The 18,179-nt window shown below is 70.4% G+C and carries 13 protein-coding genes; 10 read left to right on the forward strand and 3 right to left on the reverse strand.

Going from position 1 to position 18,179, the window contains the following annotated elements; genetic code table 11:
• Positions 1-78 precede the first annotated feature (78 nt).
• The 10 genes from ACTFAP_RS24040 (at position 79) to dxs (ending at position 14,310) form a co-directional block, all read left to right on the forward strand.
• Positions 79-804, forward strand: a complete 726-nt coding sequence (locus ACTFAP_RS24040; RefSeq protein ID WP_500467360.1) for a siderophore-interacting protein — start codon at positions 79-81, stop codon at positions 802-804.
• A 178-nt stretch (positions 805-982) separates the two neighbouring features.
• The gene (gene acnA / locus ACTFAP_RS24045; RefSeq protein WP_500467361.1) at positions 983-3,703 is read left to right on the forward strand and encodes an aconitate hydratase AcnA; all 2,721 of its coding nucleotides are present in this window, start codon (positions 983-985) and stop codon (positions 3,701-3,703) included.
• A 209-nt stretch (positions 3,704-3,912) separates the two neighbouring features.
• Entirely contained in the window at positions 3,913-5,367 is a 1,455-nt protein-coding gene (gene ngcE, locus ACTFAP_RS24050) for an N-acetylglucosamine/diacetylchitobiose ABC transporter substrate-binding protein (RefSeq protein WP_500467362.1), read from the forward strand.
• A complete protein-coding gene (locus ACTFAP_RS24055) occupies positions 5,367-6,359 on the forward strand; it encodes a carbohydrate ABC transporter permease (protein ID WP_390121694.1) in 993 nt (330 codons plus the stop codon). The genes ngcE and ACTFAP_RS24055 overlap by 1 nt, the downstream gene beginning before the upstream one ends.
• Positions 6,360-6,373: 14 nt before the next feature.
• A complete protein-coding gene (locus tag ACTFAP_RS24060) occupies positions 6,374-7,234 on the forward strand; it encodes a carbohydrate ABC transporter permease (protein ID WP_390121695.1) in 861 nt (286 codons plus the stop codon).
• 74 nt (positions 7,235-7,308) lie between these two features.
• Positions 7,309-8,478 carry an ROK family transcriptional regulator gene (locus ACTFAP_RS24065; protein WP_390121696.1) on the forward strand — a complete coding sequence of 390 codons (1,170 nt, stop codon included), beginning with the start codon at positions 7,309-7,311 and terminating at the stop codon, positions 8,476-8,478.
• A 216-nt stretch (positions 8,479-8,694) separates the two neighbouring features.
• On the forward strand, positions 8,695-9,810 hold the full coding sequence (locus tag ACTFAP_RS24070; RefSeq protein ID WP_500467363.1) for a substrate-binding domain-containing protein: 1,116 nt from the start codon (positions 8,695-8,697) through the stop codon (positions 9,808-9,810).
• 76 nt (positions 9,811-9,886) lie between these two features.
• Positions 9,887-10,693, forward strand: coding sequence for an ATP-binding cassette domain-containing protein (locus ACTFAP_RS24075; RefSeq protein WP_390121698.1), 807 nt, complete (start codon positions 9,887-9,889; stop codon positions 10,691-10,693).
• Positions 10,694-10,994: 301 nt separating this feature from the next.
• On the forward strand, positions 10,995-12,221 hold the full coding sequence (locus tag ACTFAP_RS24080) for a sugar ABC transporter permease (RefSeq protein WP_390121699.1): 1,227 nt from the start codon (positions 10,995-10,997) through the stop codon (positions 12,219-12,221).
• Positions 12,222-12,405: 184 nt separating this feature from the next.
• Positions 12,406-14,310 carry a 1-deoxy-D-xylulose-5-phosphate synthase gene (dxs, locus tag ACTFAP_RS24085; protein ID WP_390121700.1) on the forward strand — a complete coding sequence of 635 codons (1,905 nt, stop codon included), beginning with the start codon at positions 12,406-12,408 and terminating at the stop codon, positions 14,308-14,310.
• Between the two features lie 78 nt (positions 14,311-14,388).
• Here the strand turns inward: dxs and ACTFAP_RS24090 are convergent, their stop codons facing one another.
• The 3 genes from ACTFAP_RS24090 to ACTFAP_RS24100 form a co-directional block, all read right to left on the reverse strand.
• The gene (locus ACTFAP_RS24090; protein ID WP_390121701.1) at positions 14,389-14,802 is read right to left on the reverse strand and encodes a VOC family protein; all 414 of its coding nucleotides are present in this window, start codon (positions 14,800-14,802) and stop codon (positions 14,389-14,391) included.
• A gap of 128 nt (positions 14,803-14,930) precedes the next feature.
• The gene (locus tag ACTFAP_RS24095; RefSeq protein WP_500467364.1) at positions 14,931-15,863 is read right to left on the reverse strand and encodes an LCP family protein; all 933 of its coding nucleotides are present in this window, start codon (positions 15,861-15,863) and stop codon (positions 14,931-14,933) included.
• Between the two features lie 99 nt (positions 15,864-15,962).
• Entirely contained in the window at positions 15,963-18,101 is a 2,139-nt protein-coding gene (locus tag ACTFAP_RS24100; RefSeq protein ID WP_500467365.1) for a 3-hydroxyacyl-CoA dehydrogenase NAD-binding domain-containing protein, read from the reverse strand.
• Positions 18,102-18,179 lie beyond the last annotated feature (78 nt).

An 18,179-nucleotide genomic window follows, 5' to 3' on the forward strand; every position in this document is an offset into this window, starting at 1 on the left:
GGGGGGTCGGGCGTCGCCGAGACAGTTAGGTTAGGCTAACCTTCCTTTCACTGTCCGGCCGACCGCGGGAGATCATCGATGGCACGCATCCCGAAGTTCTTCGCCGACTACGCGGAACGGCGGGGCTTCGTCACCCGGGTGGACGCGGTCGAGCCGGTCGGTGAAGGGCTGCTGCGGATCGCCTTCGCGGGGGAGGGGCTGCGGGCCGTGGAGCCGGGGCCCTGCGACGTCACCGCCTTCCGGATCGCCGCCAACGACTTCCGGCACTACACCCCCGAGACGCTGGATCCCGCCGCCGGCCGTGCCACCGTCCTCTTCCACCGCCACGGGCAGCCGGACGCCCCCGGCCTGGCCATGGTGGAGGCACTGGCGCCGGGGGACGCCGTCACCTGGTGCGGGCTGGCCTCGGCGCGCGGCTTCCGCTGGGACGCGCCGCGCCGGGTGCTTGCCCTGGGCGACGCCTCCACGGCCGGGCTGCTGGTCTCGCTCACCGACCGGGCCCGCGCGGACGGCGCCGAGCTGCTCGCGGTCATCGAGGTCGAGGAGCCCGGCCGCGCCGTGGTGGCTGAACTCTTGCCCAGCGCAGTGGTGCTGGCGGCAGGGCCGCAGCCGGGTGACGCGCTCGCCGGGTGGCTGACCGGCGCCACTGACGCCGTGGCGCGGCTCGCCCCCGACGCCGTGTATCTCGCCGGGCACGGCCAGTCCGTCCAGGCCCAGCGCGATCTGCTGCGCACCGCCCACGGCCTGGACCGCCGTACCATCCGCACCCAGCCGTACTGGGCGACGGGGAGGACGGGCCTGTAGCGCGCCGACCCCCACGCACCCTTCTCCGCAGCCTTCAGGCGGCCCCGACCGGCCGCCTCTTCGGCGTGTCCGCGCCGGGTCCGCTCAACACGGGCCCCTCAACGTGTGGGTCCAGGCCCGATGTACTAGAGTTATCTCGACATCGAGATATCTAGTAGGGTCCCTGAAGGAGAAAGTCGTGTCGGCCAACACCTTCGACGCCCGCGCCACGCTGCGAGTGGGCGACGAGTCGTATGAGATCTTCCGGCTGGACAAGGTGGAGGGCGCCGCCCGCCTCCCGTACAGCCTCAAGGTGCTCCTGGAGAACCTGCTCCGCACCGAGGACGGGGCGAACATCACCGCCGAGCACATCAACGCGCTCGGTTCCTGGGACCCGAACGCCCAGCCCAGCCAGGAGATCCAGTTCACCCCCGCCCGGGTGATCATGCAGGACTTCACCGGCGTGCCCTGCGTGGTGGACCTCGCCACCATGCGCGAGGCGGTCCGTGAGCTGGGCGGCGACCCGGCCCGGATCAACCCGCTGGCCCCCGCCGAGCTGGTCATCGACCACTCGGTCATCGCCGACAAGTTCGGCACCCCCGAAGCTTTCCAGCAGAACGTGGAACTGGAGTACGGCCGCAACCGCGAGCGCTACCAGTTCCTGCGCTGGGGCCAGACCGCCTTCGACGAGTTCAAGGTCGTCCCGCCCGGCACCGGCATCGTCCACCAGGTCAACATCGAGCACCTGGCCCGCACCGTCATGGTCCGCAACGGCCAGGCGTACCCCGACACCCTGGTCGGCACCGACTCGCACACCACCATGGTCAACGGCCTGGGCGTGCTGGGCTGGGGCGTCGGCGGCATCGAGGCCGAGGCGGCCATGCTCGGCCAGCCGGTCTCCATGCTCATCCCGCGCGTGGTCGGCTTCAAGCTCACCGGCGCGCTGCCCACCGGCACCACCGCCACCGACCTGGTGCTCACCATCACCGAGATGCTGCGCAAGCACGGTGTGGTCGGCAAGTTCGTCGAGTTCTACGGCGAGGGCGTCTCCTCCATCCCGCTGGCCAACCGCGCCACCATCGGCAACATGTCGCCGGAGTTCGGCTCCACCGCCGCGATCTTCCCGATCGACGAGGAGACCATCAGCTACCTGCGGCTCACCGGCCGCGACGCCCAGCAGCTGGCGCTCGTCGAGGCGTACGCCAAGGAGCAGGGCCTGTGGCTGGACACCGACAATGAGCCGGTCTTCTCCGAGTACCTGGAGCTGGACCTGGCCACGGTCGTCCCCTCGATCGCCGGCCCCAAGCGCCCCCAGGACCGCATCGCGCTGGCCGACGCCAAGCAGAAGTTCGGCGCGGACGTGCGCAACTACGTCGCGGCCGCCGACATCGACGAGGCGGGCAAGGAGTCCTTCCCGGCCTCCGACGCCCCCGCCGTCTCCAACGGTGTGCCCTCCAAGCCGGTCACCGTGACCACCGCCGACGGTTCGACCTTCGAGCTGGACCACGGCGCCGTCACCGTCGCCGCCATCACCTCCTGCACCAACACCTCCAACCCGTCCGTCATGGTCGGCGCGGCGCTGCTGGCCAAGAAGGCGGTCGAGCGCGGCCTCACCCGCAAGCCCTGGGTCAAGACCACTCTGGCGCCCGGGTCCAAGGTCGTCATGGACTACTACGACCGGGCCGGCCTCACCCCGTACCTGGACAAGCTCGGCTTCAACCTCGTCGGGTACGGCTGCACCACCTGCATCGGCAACTCGGGCCCGCTGCCCGAGGAGATCTCGCAGGCGGTCAACGACAACGACCTCGCCGTCGTCTCGGTGCTCTCCGGCAACCGCAACTTCGAGGGCCGGATCAACCCCGACGTCAAGATGAACTACCTGGCGTCCCCGCCGCTGGTGGTCGCCTACGCGCTGGCCGGCTCGATGAAGATCGACATCACCACCGAGCCGCTGGGCACCGACTCCGAGGGCAAGCCGGTCTACCTGGCCGACATCTGGCCCACGGAGAAGGAGATCGAGGACGTCGTGGCGTCCGCGATCGGCCAGGAGATGTTCGGCCAGAGCTACGCCGACGTCTTCGCCGGCGACGCCCAGTGGAACTCCCTGCCGATCCCCACCGGTTCCACCTTCGAGTGGGACCCGGAGTCCACCTACGTCCGCAAGCCCCCGTACTTCGAGGGCCTGACGATGGACCCCTCCCCGGTCACCGACATCACCGGCGCCCGGGTGCTCGCCAAGCTCGGCGACTCGGTCACCACCGACCACATCTCGCCGGCCGGCGCCATCAAGGCCGACACCCCGGCGGGCAAGTACCTCACGGAGCACGGCGTGACCCGCCGTGACTTCAACTCCTACGGCTCGCGCCGCGGCAACCACGAGGTGATGATCCGCGGCACCTTCGCCAACATCCGGCTGCGCAACCAGATCGCGCCGGGCACCGAGGGCGGCTACACCCGCGACTTCACCCAGGCGGACGGGCCGGTCTCCTTCATCTACGACGCCTCCCAGAACTACCAGGCCGCCGGCACCCCGCTGGCCATCCTGGCCGGCAAGGAGTACGGTTCCGGCTCCTCCCGCGACTGGGCCGCCAAGGGCACCGCGCTGCTGGGCGTGCGCGCCGTCATCGCCGAGTCCTACGAGCGCATCCACCGCTCCAACCTCATCGGCATGGGCGTCCTCCCGCTCCAGTTCCCGGCCGGCGCCAGCGCCGAGTCGCTGGGGCTGACCGGCGAGGAGACCTTCTCCTTCACCGGGGTCACCGAGCTGAACGAGGGCCGCGTCCCGGCGACCGTCAAGGTCACCACGGACACCGGCGTGGAGTTCGACGCCACCGTGCGGATCGACACCCCCGGCGAGGCGGACTACTACCGCAACGGCGGGATCATGCAGTACGTCCTGAGGTCGCTGCTGCGCAAGTGACCCACGAGGGCCACGCGTCGACGGGCCGTCCTTCCCCCCGATCGGGGGAAGGGCGGCCCTTTCGCGTGTATCCCGCAGATCTCAACTCGGAAAAGCCTTCCCACAAGCACCGTTGGCGACCTTCCCCGGCCGCGGCGATTGGACTATACCTGTCGGCACCCGGGCGGGGCCCGCCGCCCGAGTTCCGTATGAAGGCGAGGACTTGAGCCATGACGTCACGTCCGCACAGTCCGCACACCCCCCACCCCCGGTACGTCGGCCGCCGCACCCTGCTGACCCGTACCGCGGCCGCCTCCCTGTTCGGCATCCCCGCGCTCGGCGCCCTGACCTCCTGTGCCAGCGGCGGCAGCGGAAGCGGCGGCAACACGAACGTGGAACGCGTCGACCCCACCGCCGACAACCCGCTGGGCGCCCACCCCGACGGCGAGATCGAGGTCGTCATCTTCGACGGCGGCTTCGGCGACCAGTACGCCATCGACGCCGAGAAGCTCTACGAGGAGCGCTTCGGCGCCGTCACCCACGTCAAGACCCAGGAGATCCAGTCCCGGATCCAGCCGCGCATGGTCAAGGGCGATCCGCCGGACGTCATCGACAACTCCGGCGCCGAGGCCATGGACATCGCCGCGCTCATCCGCAACGACCAGGTGCACGACCTCACCGAACTCCTGGACGCCCCCTCGCTGGACGACCCGTCCGTCACCGTCCGCGACACCCTGCAGCCCGGCACCGTGGAGATGGGCCAGTTCGGCACCCAGGCCGTCTACCGCATCAACTACGCCTACCACGTATACGGTCAGTGGTACTCCCGCACCGCCCTGGACCGCCTGGACGCCGAGTACCCGCGCACCTGGGACGAGATGATCGCGGTCTGCGAGAAGGCCAAGCGCGCCGGCATGGCCGGCTGGACGTACGCCGGGCAGTACCCGTACTACTTCAACTTCACGCTGTACCCGTTCATCGCCAAAATCGGCGGCGCCGACGTGCTGCGCGCCATCGACAACCTGGAGCCCAACGCCTGGCGCCACGAGGCGGTCCGCGCCGCCTTCGAGGCGTACCACGAACTGACCGCGCGCGGTTACGTGCTGGAGGGCAGCCCGGGGCTCAGCCACGAGGAGTCCCAGGACGAATGGTGCGCCGGGCGCGCCCTGTTCATCCCCAACGGCTCCTGGGTGGAGAACGAGGCCGCCAAGAACACCCCGGCCGACTTCGACATGGCGGTCGGCCCGCCCACCTCGCTGGACGCCTCCGACGCCATGCCCTTCGAGACCATCTGGGCCTCCCCGGGCGAGCCCTTCTTCGTCCCCTCCGACGCCGCCAACGTCGCCGGCGGCATGGAGTTCCTGCGCATCATGCTGGGCCGGGAGTCCGCCCGGAACTTCACCCAGCTGGTGTCCTCCCTCACCTGCGTCCGCGACTCGGTCGACGGCCTGGACCTGCCGCCCGGCCTCACCTCCGCCAACGACACCCTGACCGCCGCGGGCGACCACCTCGTCACCCCGCGGATGCCCGACTGGTACCGGCAGCTCAACAACGAGGAGATCGGCGGCGCCATCGCCGCCATGATGGCCGGCGACATCGACCCCGACGAGGCGATCACCCGCTGCCAGCGCGCGGCGGACGCCGCCGCCGCGGACGACTCCCTCGTCAAGTTCGAGCACATCTGATGGGGTGGGGGGACCGGCTGCTGCTGGGGGCGGCGCTCTTCCTGCCGCCCCGCCTGACCCCGCGGCGGATACGCGGCAGCCGGCACTACCGCACCATCGACCAGTACCGCTTCATCGGCTGGTTCCTGGCCGCCCCGGTGCTGGTGTTCGCGGTCTTCGTGGTCTCGCCGTTCGCCCAGGCGTTCTTCTACTCGATGACCGACTGGACCGGCTACAGCGCCGAGTTCACCTTCACCGGCACCGAGAACTACGAACGGCTGTGGAACGACGCCAAGTTCTGGGATGCGCTGCGCAACAGCCTGCTGCTGCTCGTGCTCGCCCCGCTGATCACCCTGTCGCTGGGCCTGTTCTTCGCCTTCATGCTCAACGCGGGCGGGCGCAGGCGCGGCGGCCAGGCGATCGCCGGGGTGGCCGGCACCCGCCTGTACAAGATCTTCTACTTCTTCCCGCAGGTGCTGTCCATCGCGATCATCGCCGTGATCTGGTCCCGGATCTACTCACCGCGCAGCGGCATCCTCAACGAGGGGCTGCGCACGGTCGGTCTGGACTCGCTGCGGCAGAACGACTGGCTCGGCGGCAGATTCGCCGTGTTCTGCGTCCTGGCGGTGCTGTGCTGGGCCTTCGTCGGCTTCTACGTGGTGCTGTTCTCCGCCGCGATGAGCTCGATCCCGCACGAGATCTACGAGGCGTCGCTGCTGGACGGGGCGACCCGGCCGGTGACGTTCTTCCGCATCACCCTGCCACTGACCTGGGGCACCGTGCGCACCGGCTGGATCTACATGGGCATCCAGGCCCTGGACGCCTTCGCGCTGGTCTCCATCATGGTCCCCGAACACGGCATGGACGTGCTGCCCAGCTACCTGTACGACAAGGCGTTCCGGGACGGCCAGGCCGGCTACGCCACCGCCGTCGGCGTCGTGCTGTTCGCCGTCACCCTGCTGTTCGCCGGCCTCATGATGCGCCTGGCGCGGAGGGAGCGGATCGAGCTGTGAAGGAGCCTCAGACCATGAGCCGAACCCGCGGCGACACCCGCCGCACCGAGGGCGGGGCGCTCAATGTCTTCGCCCACTCCTTCCTGGTGCTGTGGACCCTGCTGGCGGCCGGCCCGCTCATCTGGGTGCTGCTGGCGGCCCTCCGCCCGCACGTGGACATCGTCTCCGACCCCTTCGGGCTGCCCACCGCGCTGCACTGGGAGAATTTCACCAACGCCTGGACCACCGCCAACATCGGCCGCTACACCCTCAATTCGCTGATCATCCTCTCCGGTTCGCTCACCGGCACCATGCTGCTGGGCGCGATGGCCGCCTATGTGATCGCCCGCTACGACTTCCGCGGCAACCGGGCGGTGCATCTGCTGTTCACCGGCGGCCTGATGTTCCCCGTCTTTCTCGCCCTGGTGCCGCTGTTCTTCGTCCTCGACAATTTCGGACTGCTGAACACACGGCAGGGCCTGATCCTGGTCTATATCGCCTATTCCCTCCCGTTCACCGTCTTCTTTCTGGTGTCCTTCTTCCGCACCCTGCCCGGCGCCGTCCAGGAGGCCGCCCTGCTGGACGGCGCCTCCCACACCCGGATCTTCTTCCAGATCATGATGCCGATGGCCAAACCGGGGCTGATCAGCATCGGGATCTTCAACTTCCTCGGTCAGTGGAACCAGTTCGTGCTGCCCAAGGTGCTCAACATCGGCTCCCCGGAGGACGCGGTGCTCCCGCAGGGCCTGGCCGCCCTGATGGTGCAACAGCAGTACGAGGGCGACTGGGGAGCCCTGTACGCGGGCGTCTCGATGGCGATGCTGCCGGTCCTGGTGGTCTACGTGACCTTCCAGCGGCAGGTGCAGTCCGGCCTGACCGCAGGAGCCGTGCGGTAACCGGCCGCTTCCCCTCCGGCCCCGCATGCGGTCAAATAGTGTACGCGGGCGGTGAGACAAGGGGAGCGTGAGCCGTGCAGACTCCGGGGTCGCAGTCGTCACTGCACCGTGCCAACCTGGAACGGGTGGTGCGCGCGGTGCGCACCGCCGGAGCCCTGACCCAGGCGGACATCGCCCGGACCACGGGACTGTCGGCGGCCACCGTGTCCAATATCGTGCGGGAGCTGAAGGACGGCGGGCACGTCGAGGTGCGCACCACCTCGGCGGGTGGCCGCCGGGCCCGCAGCGTCTCGCTGGCCGCCGACGCCGGCATCGTGGTGGGCATCGACTTCGGCCACTCGCATCTGCGGGTGGCCGTGGGCAACCTCTCCCACCAGGTGCTCGCCGAGGAGGCCGAGCCGTTCGACGTGGACGCCTCCGCCGCCGAGGGGTTCGACCGGGCCGAGAAGCTGGTGTCCCGGCTGCTGGGCACCGCAGGGGTGGACCGGGCCAAGATCCTCGGCATGGGCCTGGGCGTGCCAGGGCCCATCGACGTGGCGACCGGCATCCTGGGCTCCACCGCCATCCTGCCGGGCTGGCGCGGCACCAACCCGCGCGAGGAACTCGCCGCCAGGACCGGCGTACCCGTCCATGTCGACAACGACGCCAACCTCGGCGCGCTCGGCGAACTCGTGTGGGGCTCCGGGCGCGGCTGCGACGACCTCGCCTACATCAAGGTGGCCTCCGGGGTCGGTGCCGGCCTGGTCATGGACGGCCGCATCTACCGGGGCCCCGGCGGCACCGCCGGGGAGATAGGCCACATCACCCTGGACGAATCGGGCCCGGTGTGCCGCTGCGGCAACCGTGGCTGCCTGGAGACCTTCACCGCAGCCCGCCACGTCCTGCCGCTGCTGCACGCCAGCCACGGCCCCGATCTGACGATGCGCCGGGTGGTGCAACTGGCCCGCGAGGGGGATCCGGGCTGCCGCCGGGTGGTCGCCGACATCGGCCGCCACATCGGCTCGGGCGTCGCCCATCTGTGCAACCTCCTCAACCCCTCCCGGGTCGTGCTCGGCGGCGATCTGGCCGAGGCGGGCGAGGTCGCGCTCACCCCGATCCGCGATTCGGTCAGCCGCTACTCGATCCCCTCCGCCGCCCGTAACCTCACCCTCGTCCCCGGTGCGCTCGGCGGGCGCGCGGAAGTTCTCGGCGCGCTGGCCCTGGCGCTGAGCGAAGTGGGCGACGCGGCATTGGTGGACCACTGAGAAAGCGGTCCGGAAAACCACAGAAGAAGGCCGGAAAATCGCCCGAACGGGCAACACGCGTTCACCTCTTGAAACCACGCCCACGGGCCGGACGGCGAATCCGTATCGTTTTGCGAGATGCCTGTTTTAAGTATTGACGGCGGCGAATTCGCGGAGTTATCTCTTGCGCCGACACCGGCCGCACCGTGGCAGCCGGGACAGGGAGGCGAGAACATCATGCGTATGCAGTTGCGCCCGATAGCCGTGGGCATCGTGTCCCTCGGTCTTGCGGCGGCCCTGACCGCCTGCGGCGAGGCGGGCGGCGGCGGTGGCTCAAGCGACGGCGACGGCAAGGGCGGTGGGGAGGGCAAGGAGTCCGGCACCATCGGACTGCTGCTGCCGGAGAACTCCACCACCCGCTACGAGTCCTTCGACCGGCCGTCCATCGAGGGCAAGATCGCCGAGCTGTGTCCGGACTGCAAGGTCCAGTACAACAACGCCAACGAGGACACGGCGCTCCAAAAGCAGCAGTTCGACGCGATGCTCACCCAGGGCGTCGACGTGATCATCCTGGACGCGGTGGACTCCGCGAGCACCGCCTCGTGGGTGGAGGAGGCCGCCGCCCAGGACGTTCCCGTGGTGGCCTACGACCGGCTCGCCGAGGGCGACGTGGCCGCCTATGTCTCCTACGACAACTTCGAGGTCGGCCGGCTCCAGGGCCAGGCGCTCATCGAGGCGCTGGGCGACGACGCCGAGGGCGCCGGCGTGGTGATGATCAATGGCTCGCCCACCGACCCCAACGCCGCCATGTTCAAGGCGGGCGCCCACGAGGTCCTGCACGGGGTCGTGGACATCGTCTACGAGTCGGACGTGGACGGCTGGGACGCCGCCCTGGCCAACGAGGACGTCACCGGCGCGGTGGAGTCCCTGGGCGGCGACGCCATCGACGCGGTGTACTCCGCCAACGACGGCATGGCGGCCGGCATCATCACCGCCCTGCACGCCGCCAACCTGCACGACCTCGTGGTCGGCGGCCAGGACGCCGAACTCGCCGGCCTCCAGCGGATCATCGCCGGTGAGCAGACCTTCACCATCTACAAGGCGCTCGTCCCGCAGGGTGAGCTGACCGCCGAGGTGGCGGTCCGGGTGCTGCGCGGCGAGGACTTCTCCGACCTCACCCCGGACGCCATCGACTCGCCCACCACCGAGGGCGTGCCCAGCGCGCTGCTGACCCCGGTCACGGTCACCGTCGAGAACATCAACGACACGGTCATCGCGGACGAGTTCTACGCCCCCGAGGCCATCTGCACCCGGGACTACGCCGACGCCTGCGCCGCCGCCGGCATCGGCTGACCGTACCCGCCTCATCCTCACCCGGGGCCGGGCCGCACCCGCGCCCGGCCCCATCACCAAGGAGAACGACCCTCACATGACCGCCGCCCCCGTACTGGAGTTGCGCGGTGTCTCCAAGCGGTTCGGCGCCGTACAGGCGCTCACCGACGTCGATCTGGAGATACGCCCCGGCGAGGTGACCGCCCTGGTGGGCGACAACGGTGCCGGAAAGTCCACGCTCGTCAAGACCATCGCCGGGGTGCACCCCATCGACTCCGGCGCACTCCTCTTCCGCGGCGAGCCGGTGCGGATCACCCGGCCGCACGACGCCCAGGAACTCGGCATCGCCACCGTCTACCAGGACCTGGCGCTGTGCGACAACCTCGACGTGGTCGCCAACCTCTTCCTGGGCCGCGAGATCCGCCGCCACGGGATGCTCGACCACGTCACCATGGAGCAGCGCTCCCGCGAGCTGCTCGACACCCTCTCCATCCGCATCCCCTCGGTGCGGATCCCGGTCGCCTCGCTCTCCGGCGGCCAGCGGCAGGTGGTCGCCATCGCCCGGGCCCTGGTCGGCTCGCCCGAGGTGGTCATCCTGGACGAGCCCACCGCCGCCCTCGGCGTCGAACAGACCGCCCAGGTCCTGGACCTGGTGGAGCGGCTGCGCGAACGCGGCCTCGCCGTCATCCTCATCAGCCACAACATGGCCGACGTCCAGGCCGTCGCCGACCGGGTGGCGGTGCTGCGCCTGGGCCGCAACAACGGGGTCTTCCCGGTGTCCGGCACCTCGCACGAGACGATCATCGCCGCCATCACCGGCGCCGCCGACAACGCGGTCAGCCGCCGCCGCGACCGCCTCGCCACGCCCGAGCCGGACGAGCGGCCGCAGGAGGAACAGTCTTGACCTCTCTCCTCATCCGAAGCAGGAGATTCACCCCTCGCGGGTTGAGCTTTCTGCTTCATCGACAGCAGCCGACCCGCACAAACGGCAGGGGTTGGAGTGCCAACCATCGGTCTTACGCCAGCTCCACAGACCTGACATCCCTCCAGCCCGGAGGTAGGCCCGGACGGCTTGGTTATCACCGCCCGGACACCACGACCCTACCACCCGTACGGACGCACCTACACACCGTGAGGGAACCGTGCTTCGCGGGACGTCCAATACCTCTCCCGGCCGAAGCCGGGAGTCTCCTCGGAGGCATTCGATGACCCAGCCCGCCCCCGACCCCCGGCTGCTGGTGCGCGAACGCGGCCTGGCCGGCTACCTCACCGAGTTCCGCCGCCGGATCAGCGGCGGCGAACTCGGCTCGCTGCCCGTCGTCGTCGGCCTGATCATCATCGCCGTCGTCTTCGAGATCCAGACCGGCACCTTCCTCACCCCCGGCAACCTCAGCAACATCTCCGTCTACATCGCCGGCCCCGGCATCATGGCGGTCGGCATCGTGCTGGTGCTGCTGCTGGGCGAGATCGACCTGTCCATCGGCTCCATGGCCGGCCTGTCCGCCGCCCTGTGGGCCGTCCTGTCCGTCACCCACGGCGTGCACGACCTGCTCGCCATCGCCCTGGCCATCGCCGCCGGTGCCGCCGTCGGCACCCTCCACGGCTTCTTCTTCGCCAAGATCGGCGTGCCCGCGTTCGTGGTCACCCTCGCCGGCTTCCTCGGCTGGAGCGGCCTGCAGATCTGGGTGATGGGCAACGAGGGCACCATCAACATCCCGCGCGACTCCCTGGTGCGCGACTTCACCACGCACTACTTCTCGGACATCGCCTTCGCGTACGGGCTCGCCGCGCTGATCACCGCCGGCTACGTCCTGGCCCTGCTGCGCACCGAGCGCCGCCGCGAGCGCGCCGCCCTGGCCACCCGCCCGGTCGCCGAGATCGTGCTGCGCGGGGCGCTGGTGGCGCTGGCCTCCTTCACCGTCGCGTACACCCTCAACCAGCACCGCGGCCTGCCGCTGGCCCTGGTGATCTTCCTGGGCATCCTGTTCGCCGGCCACTTCGTCCTGCGGCACACCACCTACGGCCGGCAGATCTACGCGGTGGGCGGCAACGCCGAGGCCGCCCGCCGGGCCGGCATCAACGTCGTCCGGGTCCGGATGACCGTCTTCACCATCGCCAGCTCGCTGGCCGCTCTCGGCGGTTTGTTCTGGGCGGCGCAGGCCGGCGGCGCGTCCAAGTCCCTGGGCTCGGGCAACCTCCTGATGAACGTCATCGCCGCCGCCGTCATCGGCGGCACCAGCCTCTTCGGCGGTCGGGGCTGGGTGTGGTCGGCCCTGCTGGGCACCCTGGTGATCCAGTCCATCACCACCGGACTGAACCTGCTGGGCATGGCCGCGGAGATCCAGTACATGATCACCGGCGCGGTGCTGCTGCTGGCGGTCGTCCTCGACTCCGTGTCCCGGCGCACCCAGCGCACCGCGGGGCGCACCTGACGCCGTAAGGTGAGCGGATCATCACCGGGCTCTGCGCGGTCGGTACGCCCCATGGACGATCACCCCCGGGGCCCGGTGACGTATCTCGCATACTGGGACCCCTGCCTGCGGGCAGGGGACCATAAACTGCTTGACGTACCGGCATCAGGCTGAACCGTCGAACGCTCGACAGCTAGGAGGAACGGTGGCGCTGCTGACCCGTCTGACGGGACCGCGCGATCTGGACGGGCTCACTCCGGAGCAGCTGGACCAGCTGGCTCAGGAGATCCGCACCTTCCTCATCGAGTCCGTCGCCAGAACCGGCGGCCACCTCGGCCCCAACCTGGGCGTCGTGGAACTCACCATCGCGCTGCACCGGGTCTTCGACTCGCCGGCGGACTCGATCCTGTTCGACACGGGGCACCAGTCCTACGTGCACAAACTGCTCACCGGCCGCCAGGACTTCTCCAGGCTGCGCGCCAAGGGCGGTCTGTCGGGCTACCCCTCGCGCGAGGAGTCCCCGCACGACATCATCGAGAACAGCCACGCCTCCACGGTGCTGGGCTGGGCGGACGGCCTGGCCAAGGCCAACGAGCTGCGCGGCCGCGACCAGCACGTGGTGGCGGTCACCGGCGACGGGGCGCTCACCGGCGGCATGGCCTGGGAGGCGCTGAACAACATCGCCTCCGCCCAGGACCGCCCGCTGGTCATCGTCGTCAACGACAACGAGCGCTCGTACTCCCCGACCATCGGCGGCCTCGCCAACCACCTCGCCACGCTGCGCACCACCGAGGGCTACGAGCGCTTCCTGGCCCGCGGCAAGGAGATGCTCAACCGCACCCCGGTGGTCGGCAAGCCGCTGTACGACACGCTGCACGGCGCCAAGAAGGGCCTCAAGGACGTCATCGCCCCGCAGGGCATGTTCGAGGACCTCGGCCTGAAGTACGTCGGCCCCATCGACGGCCACGACATCACCGCCCTGGAATCGGCCCTCAAGAGCGCCAAGCGGTTCGGCGGCCCGGTGATCGTGCACTGCATCACCGAGAAGGGCCGCGGCTACCAGCCCGCCCGTGACGACGAGGCCGACCAGTTCCACGCGGTGGGCGTCATCCACCCGGACACCGGCCTGCCGGTGGCCGCCCCCGGCGCCGACTGGACCTCCGTCTTCGGCGAGGAGATCGTCAAGCTCGGCCGCGAGCGCGAGGACATCGTGGCCATCACCGCCGCGATGCTGCGGCCCGTCGGCCTCCAGGCGTTCGCCGAGGAGTTCCCGGACCGGGTCTTCGACGTCGGCATCGCCGAGCAGCACGCCGCGGTCTCCGCCGCCGGCCTGGCCACCGGCGGACTGCACCCGGTGTTCGCCGTGTACGCGACCTTCCTGAACCGCGCCTTCGACCAGCTGCTGATGGACGTGGCGCTGCACAAGCTCGGGGTCACCTTCGTGCTGGACCGCGCCGGAGTCACCGGCACCGACGGCGGCTCGCACAACGGCATGTGGGACATGTCGATCCTCCAGGTGGTGCCCGGGCTGCGGATCGCCGCCCCGCGCGACGCCGAGGAGGTGCGCCGCCAGCTGCGCGAGGCGGTGCAGGTCTCCGACGCGCCCACCGTGGTCCGTTACTCCAAGGGCTCGGTCGGCAAGAACGTGCCCGCCGTGGGCACCGTCGGCGGCATGGACGTGCTGCGGCACGCCGGCACCGACCGCCCCGATGTGCTGCTGGTGTCCATCGGCGCGCTGGCCCCCGTCGCCCTGGAGGCGGCGGCGCTGCTGGAGCAGCAGGGCATCACCTCCACCGTGGTGGACCCGCGCTGGGTCAAGCCGGTGGACGCGGCGCTGCCCGGCCTGGCGGCCGAGCACCGGGTGGTCGTCACCGTCGAGGACAACAGCCGCTCCGCGGGTGTCGGTTCGGCGATCGCGCAGGCGCTGCGCGACGCCGACGTGGACATCCCGCTGCGCGACTTCGGCATCCCCGAGCGTTTCCTGGACCACGCCTCCCGCAAGGAGATCCTGGCCGAGATCGGGCTGACCGGCCCGGACATCGCCCGGCAGGTCACCGGTCTGGTGGCGCGTGTCGACGGCCGTTACGACCCGGCCGGAGCCGGGGCCTGAGCCGTTCGGGAGGCTCGCGGTGAGGCCCTTCGAAAGGTCCCACCGCGAGCCTCCCGCCTCCCGTCGCGGGTGAACCGGTCAGCCGTTCTGCAGGGCCGCCGGGTCCATCCACATGACCTCCCACAGGTGACCGTCGGGGTCCTGGAAGCTGCGCCCGTACATCGGGCCCTCCTCCATCGGGTCCTTCGAGTGCTTCCCGCCGGCCGCCAGGGCGCGGTCGGCCAGGTCGTCCACTCCCTGCCGGGTGTCGGCCGACAGCGCGGTGATGACCGCCGCGGTCCGCTCGGTGTCCGCGAGCTCCTTGTCGGTGAACTTCGCGAAGAACGGCTTGACCAGCAGCATCACGTAGATGCTGTTCTCCTCGATCACGAAGCAGGCCGCGTTCTCGTCCGAGAACTGCTCGTTCTGGGTGAACCCGAGCCGCTTGTAGAACTCCTTGGACCGGTCGAGATCCTGGACCGGGAGATTGACGAAGATGTTCGTGTTGGCCATGGCCGTTGCCTCCTGAATCGTGCGGTCGTGGTGCCGCGGTGCGGCCCTCGTGAGTACAGACCCGGGCGCAGCGCGGAACTCATCGCCGCGCACCGGGGGATTTCCCGGCCGCCCTCCTGGGGCCGGTGTCACGGCGCCTGTCCGGCGGTGTCCTCCTCCACCGGGGCCCCGGTGCGCAGTGCCTCCCACACGCTGTCGGCCGCCGCGCCGGGGGCGGGCAGGGCGACGGTGCGCAGCTCGCCGGTGTTCGCCCCGCTCAGCCGCTGGGCGAAGTCCAGCAGGTCGGTGAGCGAGCCCAGCTCCGCGTCGGTGGTCAGCGATTTGGTGGCGGCGTCCGCCAGCCGGTAGAGCTTGGCGGGGCTGGAGAGCATGCCTTCCGAGTCGACCTCGGTGAGCAGCGCGAGCAGCATCCGTTCGCGCAGTTCGGGGTCGCCCTCGGCCGGCTGCGCGGCGCGCGCGGCCTCCAGCGCCTGCGCGCCGCTGAGGGTGTGGGTGCCGCTGTCGAGGACGAGGCCGCCGTCCGCCGCGTACACCGGCTCGGGGAGGTCGAGCGTCACTCCGCCGACCGCGTCGGCGAGCTGACCGAAGCGCGCGAAATCGACTTCCAGATAGTGGTCCATCCGGATGTCGCTCATCTTCTCGACGCTGCGGACCACGCAGCTGGGGCCGCCGAGTGCGTAGATGTCCCCGAACTCCAGTTCCCCGCCGGCCGCCTGCCCGTCCGTTCCGGCGCAGTGCGGCCGGGGCACGAGGGCGTCGCCCGGCAGGGCGACGACGGTGACCGCGCCGCCGTCGTCGGGCAGATGTACCACCATGGCGGACTGCCGGCCGGCCTCGGAGTCCGCGCTGAGCACGAGGATGTCCTGGGCGGGCTGTTCCGGGTCGGGCTGCGGCCGGTCCTGTTCGCCGAGCTCGGCGTTGATGTCGACACTGCGCAGATTGCCGTTGATCTGGCGGTAGAGCCAGAACCCCGTGCCTGCGGCGACCACCAGCAGCCCGGCCAGGGACCAGCCGAGGATGTGACGCAGCCTGCGCGACAGACGGAACGTGAGGTATGGCATGTCAACCGATGATATGTCCGGCTCGCCGGATTGCCAGGCCCCACGCGCGAAGGCGCCCGGCCGGTCCGCGGACCGGCCGGGCGCCTTCGCGCGTTCCCGTTACTGCGGTACCGAGGCCACGCCCCGGGGCAGCAGCCGCCGCCCCAGTACCCGCTCGGACACCCCGGCCCGGTCCAGGTACGGGGTGATGCCGCCCAGGTGGAACGGCCAGCCCGCACCCGTGATCAGGCACAGATCGATGTCCTGCGGCTCGGCCACCACACCCTCGTCGAGCATCAGCCCGATCTCCTCGGCGATGGCGTCCAGCGCCCGGTCCCGTACCTGCTCCTCCGTCAGCGCCGCGTCGGCCACCTCGAACAGGGCCAGCACCTCCGGGTCCAGCTCCGGGCTGCCCGACTCGTGACGGTAGAAGGTCTTCTTCCCGGCCTCCACCACCCGGCCCAGGTTCGCCGAGACCGTGAACCGGTCCGGGTACGCCCGCTCCAGGGTGCCCGCCACATGGTGCGCCACCGCGGGGCCCACCAGCTCCAGCAGCTCGATCGGCGACATCGGCAGCCCCAGCGGCGCCAGCGCCCGGTCGGCCACCGGCACCTCGGTGCCCTCGTCGATCGCCCGCAGCACCTCACCCATGAACCGGGTCAGGATGCGGTTCACCACGAACGCCGGCGCGTCCTTCACCAGCACCGAGGTCTTCTTCAGCTTCCGGCTGACCGCGAACGCCGTCGCCAGCGCCGCGTCATCGGTACGCTCCGCCCGCACGATCTCCAGCAGCGGCAGGATGGCGACCGGGTTGAAGAAGTGGAAGCCCACCACCCGCTCGGGGTGCTCCAGCTTGGCGGCCATCTCGGTGACCGACAGCGAGGAGGTGTTGGTGGCCAGGATCGCGTGCGGCGGCACCACCGCTTCCAGCTCCGCGAACACCTGCTGCTTGAGGCCCATCTCCTCGAAGACCGCCTCGATGACGAAGTCGGCGTCCGCGAAGGCGGTGGCCTTGTCCAGTGACCCGGTGACCGAGGCCTTCAGCCGGTTCGCCCGATCCTGCGTGAGCCGGCCCTTGAGCAGCAGCATGTCGATCTGCTCGTGCACCCAGCCGACACCCTTGTCCACCCGCTCCTGGTCGATGTCGGTGAGCACCACCGGCACCTCGAGACGGCGGGCGAACAGCAGTGCGAGCTGCGAGGCCATCAGCCCCGCGCCCACCACGCCGACCTTGGTGACCGGCCGGGCGAGCGACTTGTCCGGTGCCCCGGCCGGCCGCTTGGCGCGGCCCTGCACCAGGTTGAAGGCGTAGATCCCGCTGCGCAGCTCGTCGCCCTGGATGAGGTCGGCCAGCGCCCGGTCCTCGGCGTCGAACCCGGCGGCGATGTCGCCGTCGCGCACCTGGTCGATGATGTCCAGCGCCCGGTAGGCGGCCGGCGCCGCCCCGTGCACCTTGGAGTCGGCCAGCGCCCGGCCCCCCGCCACCGCCTCGTCCCAGGCCTCGCCGCGGTCCGGCTCCTGGCGCGCCACCACCAGCTCGCCGCGCAGCACGGCCGAGGTCCACACCAGCGACTGCTCCAGGAAGTCCGCGGCGTCGAACAGGGCGTCCGCGATCCCCAGCTCATGGACCTGGGGGCCCTTCAGCTGCCGGTTCTGGTTGAGGGCGTTGCCGATGATCACCGAGACGGCCCGCTCGGCGCCGATCAGCTGCGGCAGCAGCGTGCAGCCGCCCCAGCCGGGCACCAGACCGAGGAAGACCTCGGGCAGCGCGAACGCGCCGATCGCGCGGGAGACCGTCCGATAGGTGCAGTGCAGCCCGATCTCGACCCCGCCGCCCATCGCGGCGCCGTTGTAGTACGTGAAGGTGGGCACCGGCAGCGCGGACAGCCGCTTGAACACCTCGTGTCCGCCGCGCCCGATCGCCAGCGCCTCCTCGTGGGTGCGCAGCTCGCTCACGCCCTTGAGGTCGGCGCCCACCGCGAACACGAACGGCTTGCCGGTGATCCCGACCCCCACGATCGAGCCGTCGGCGGCCTCCGCCGCGACCTGGTCGATGGCCGCGTCGATGTTCGCCAGCGAACGCGGCCCGAAGGTGGTGGGCTTCTTGTGGTCGAAGCCGTTGTCGAGCGTGATCAGCGCGAACCGGCCGCCGTTCGACGGCAGATCCAGATGACGTACCTGCGCCTGGGTGACCACTTCACCCGGAAACCGCTCCGCGGCGCCCTTCAGCAGCTCGGACGTGGCGACGGTGGTGCTCACAGCATCTCCCTGTTCGCTTCTCCGCCCGCCGGGCGAAGGTACGGCATGTCGGTCGTCTGACTCCTGTCGGCCCGGCGT

It is taken from the genome of Streptomyces sp. PH9007, from assembly GCF_059813725.1.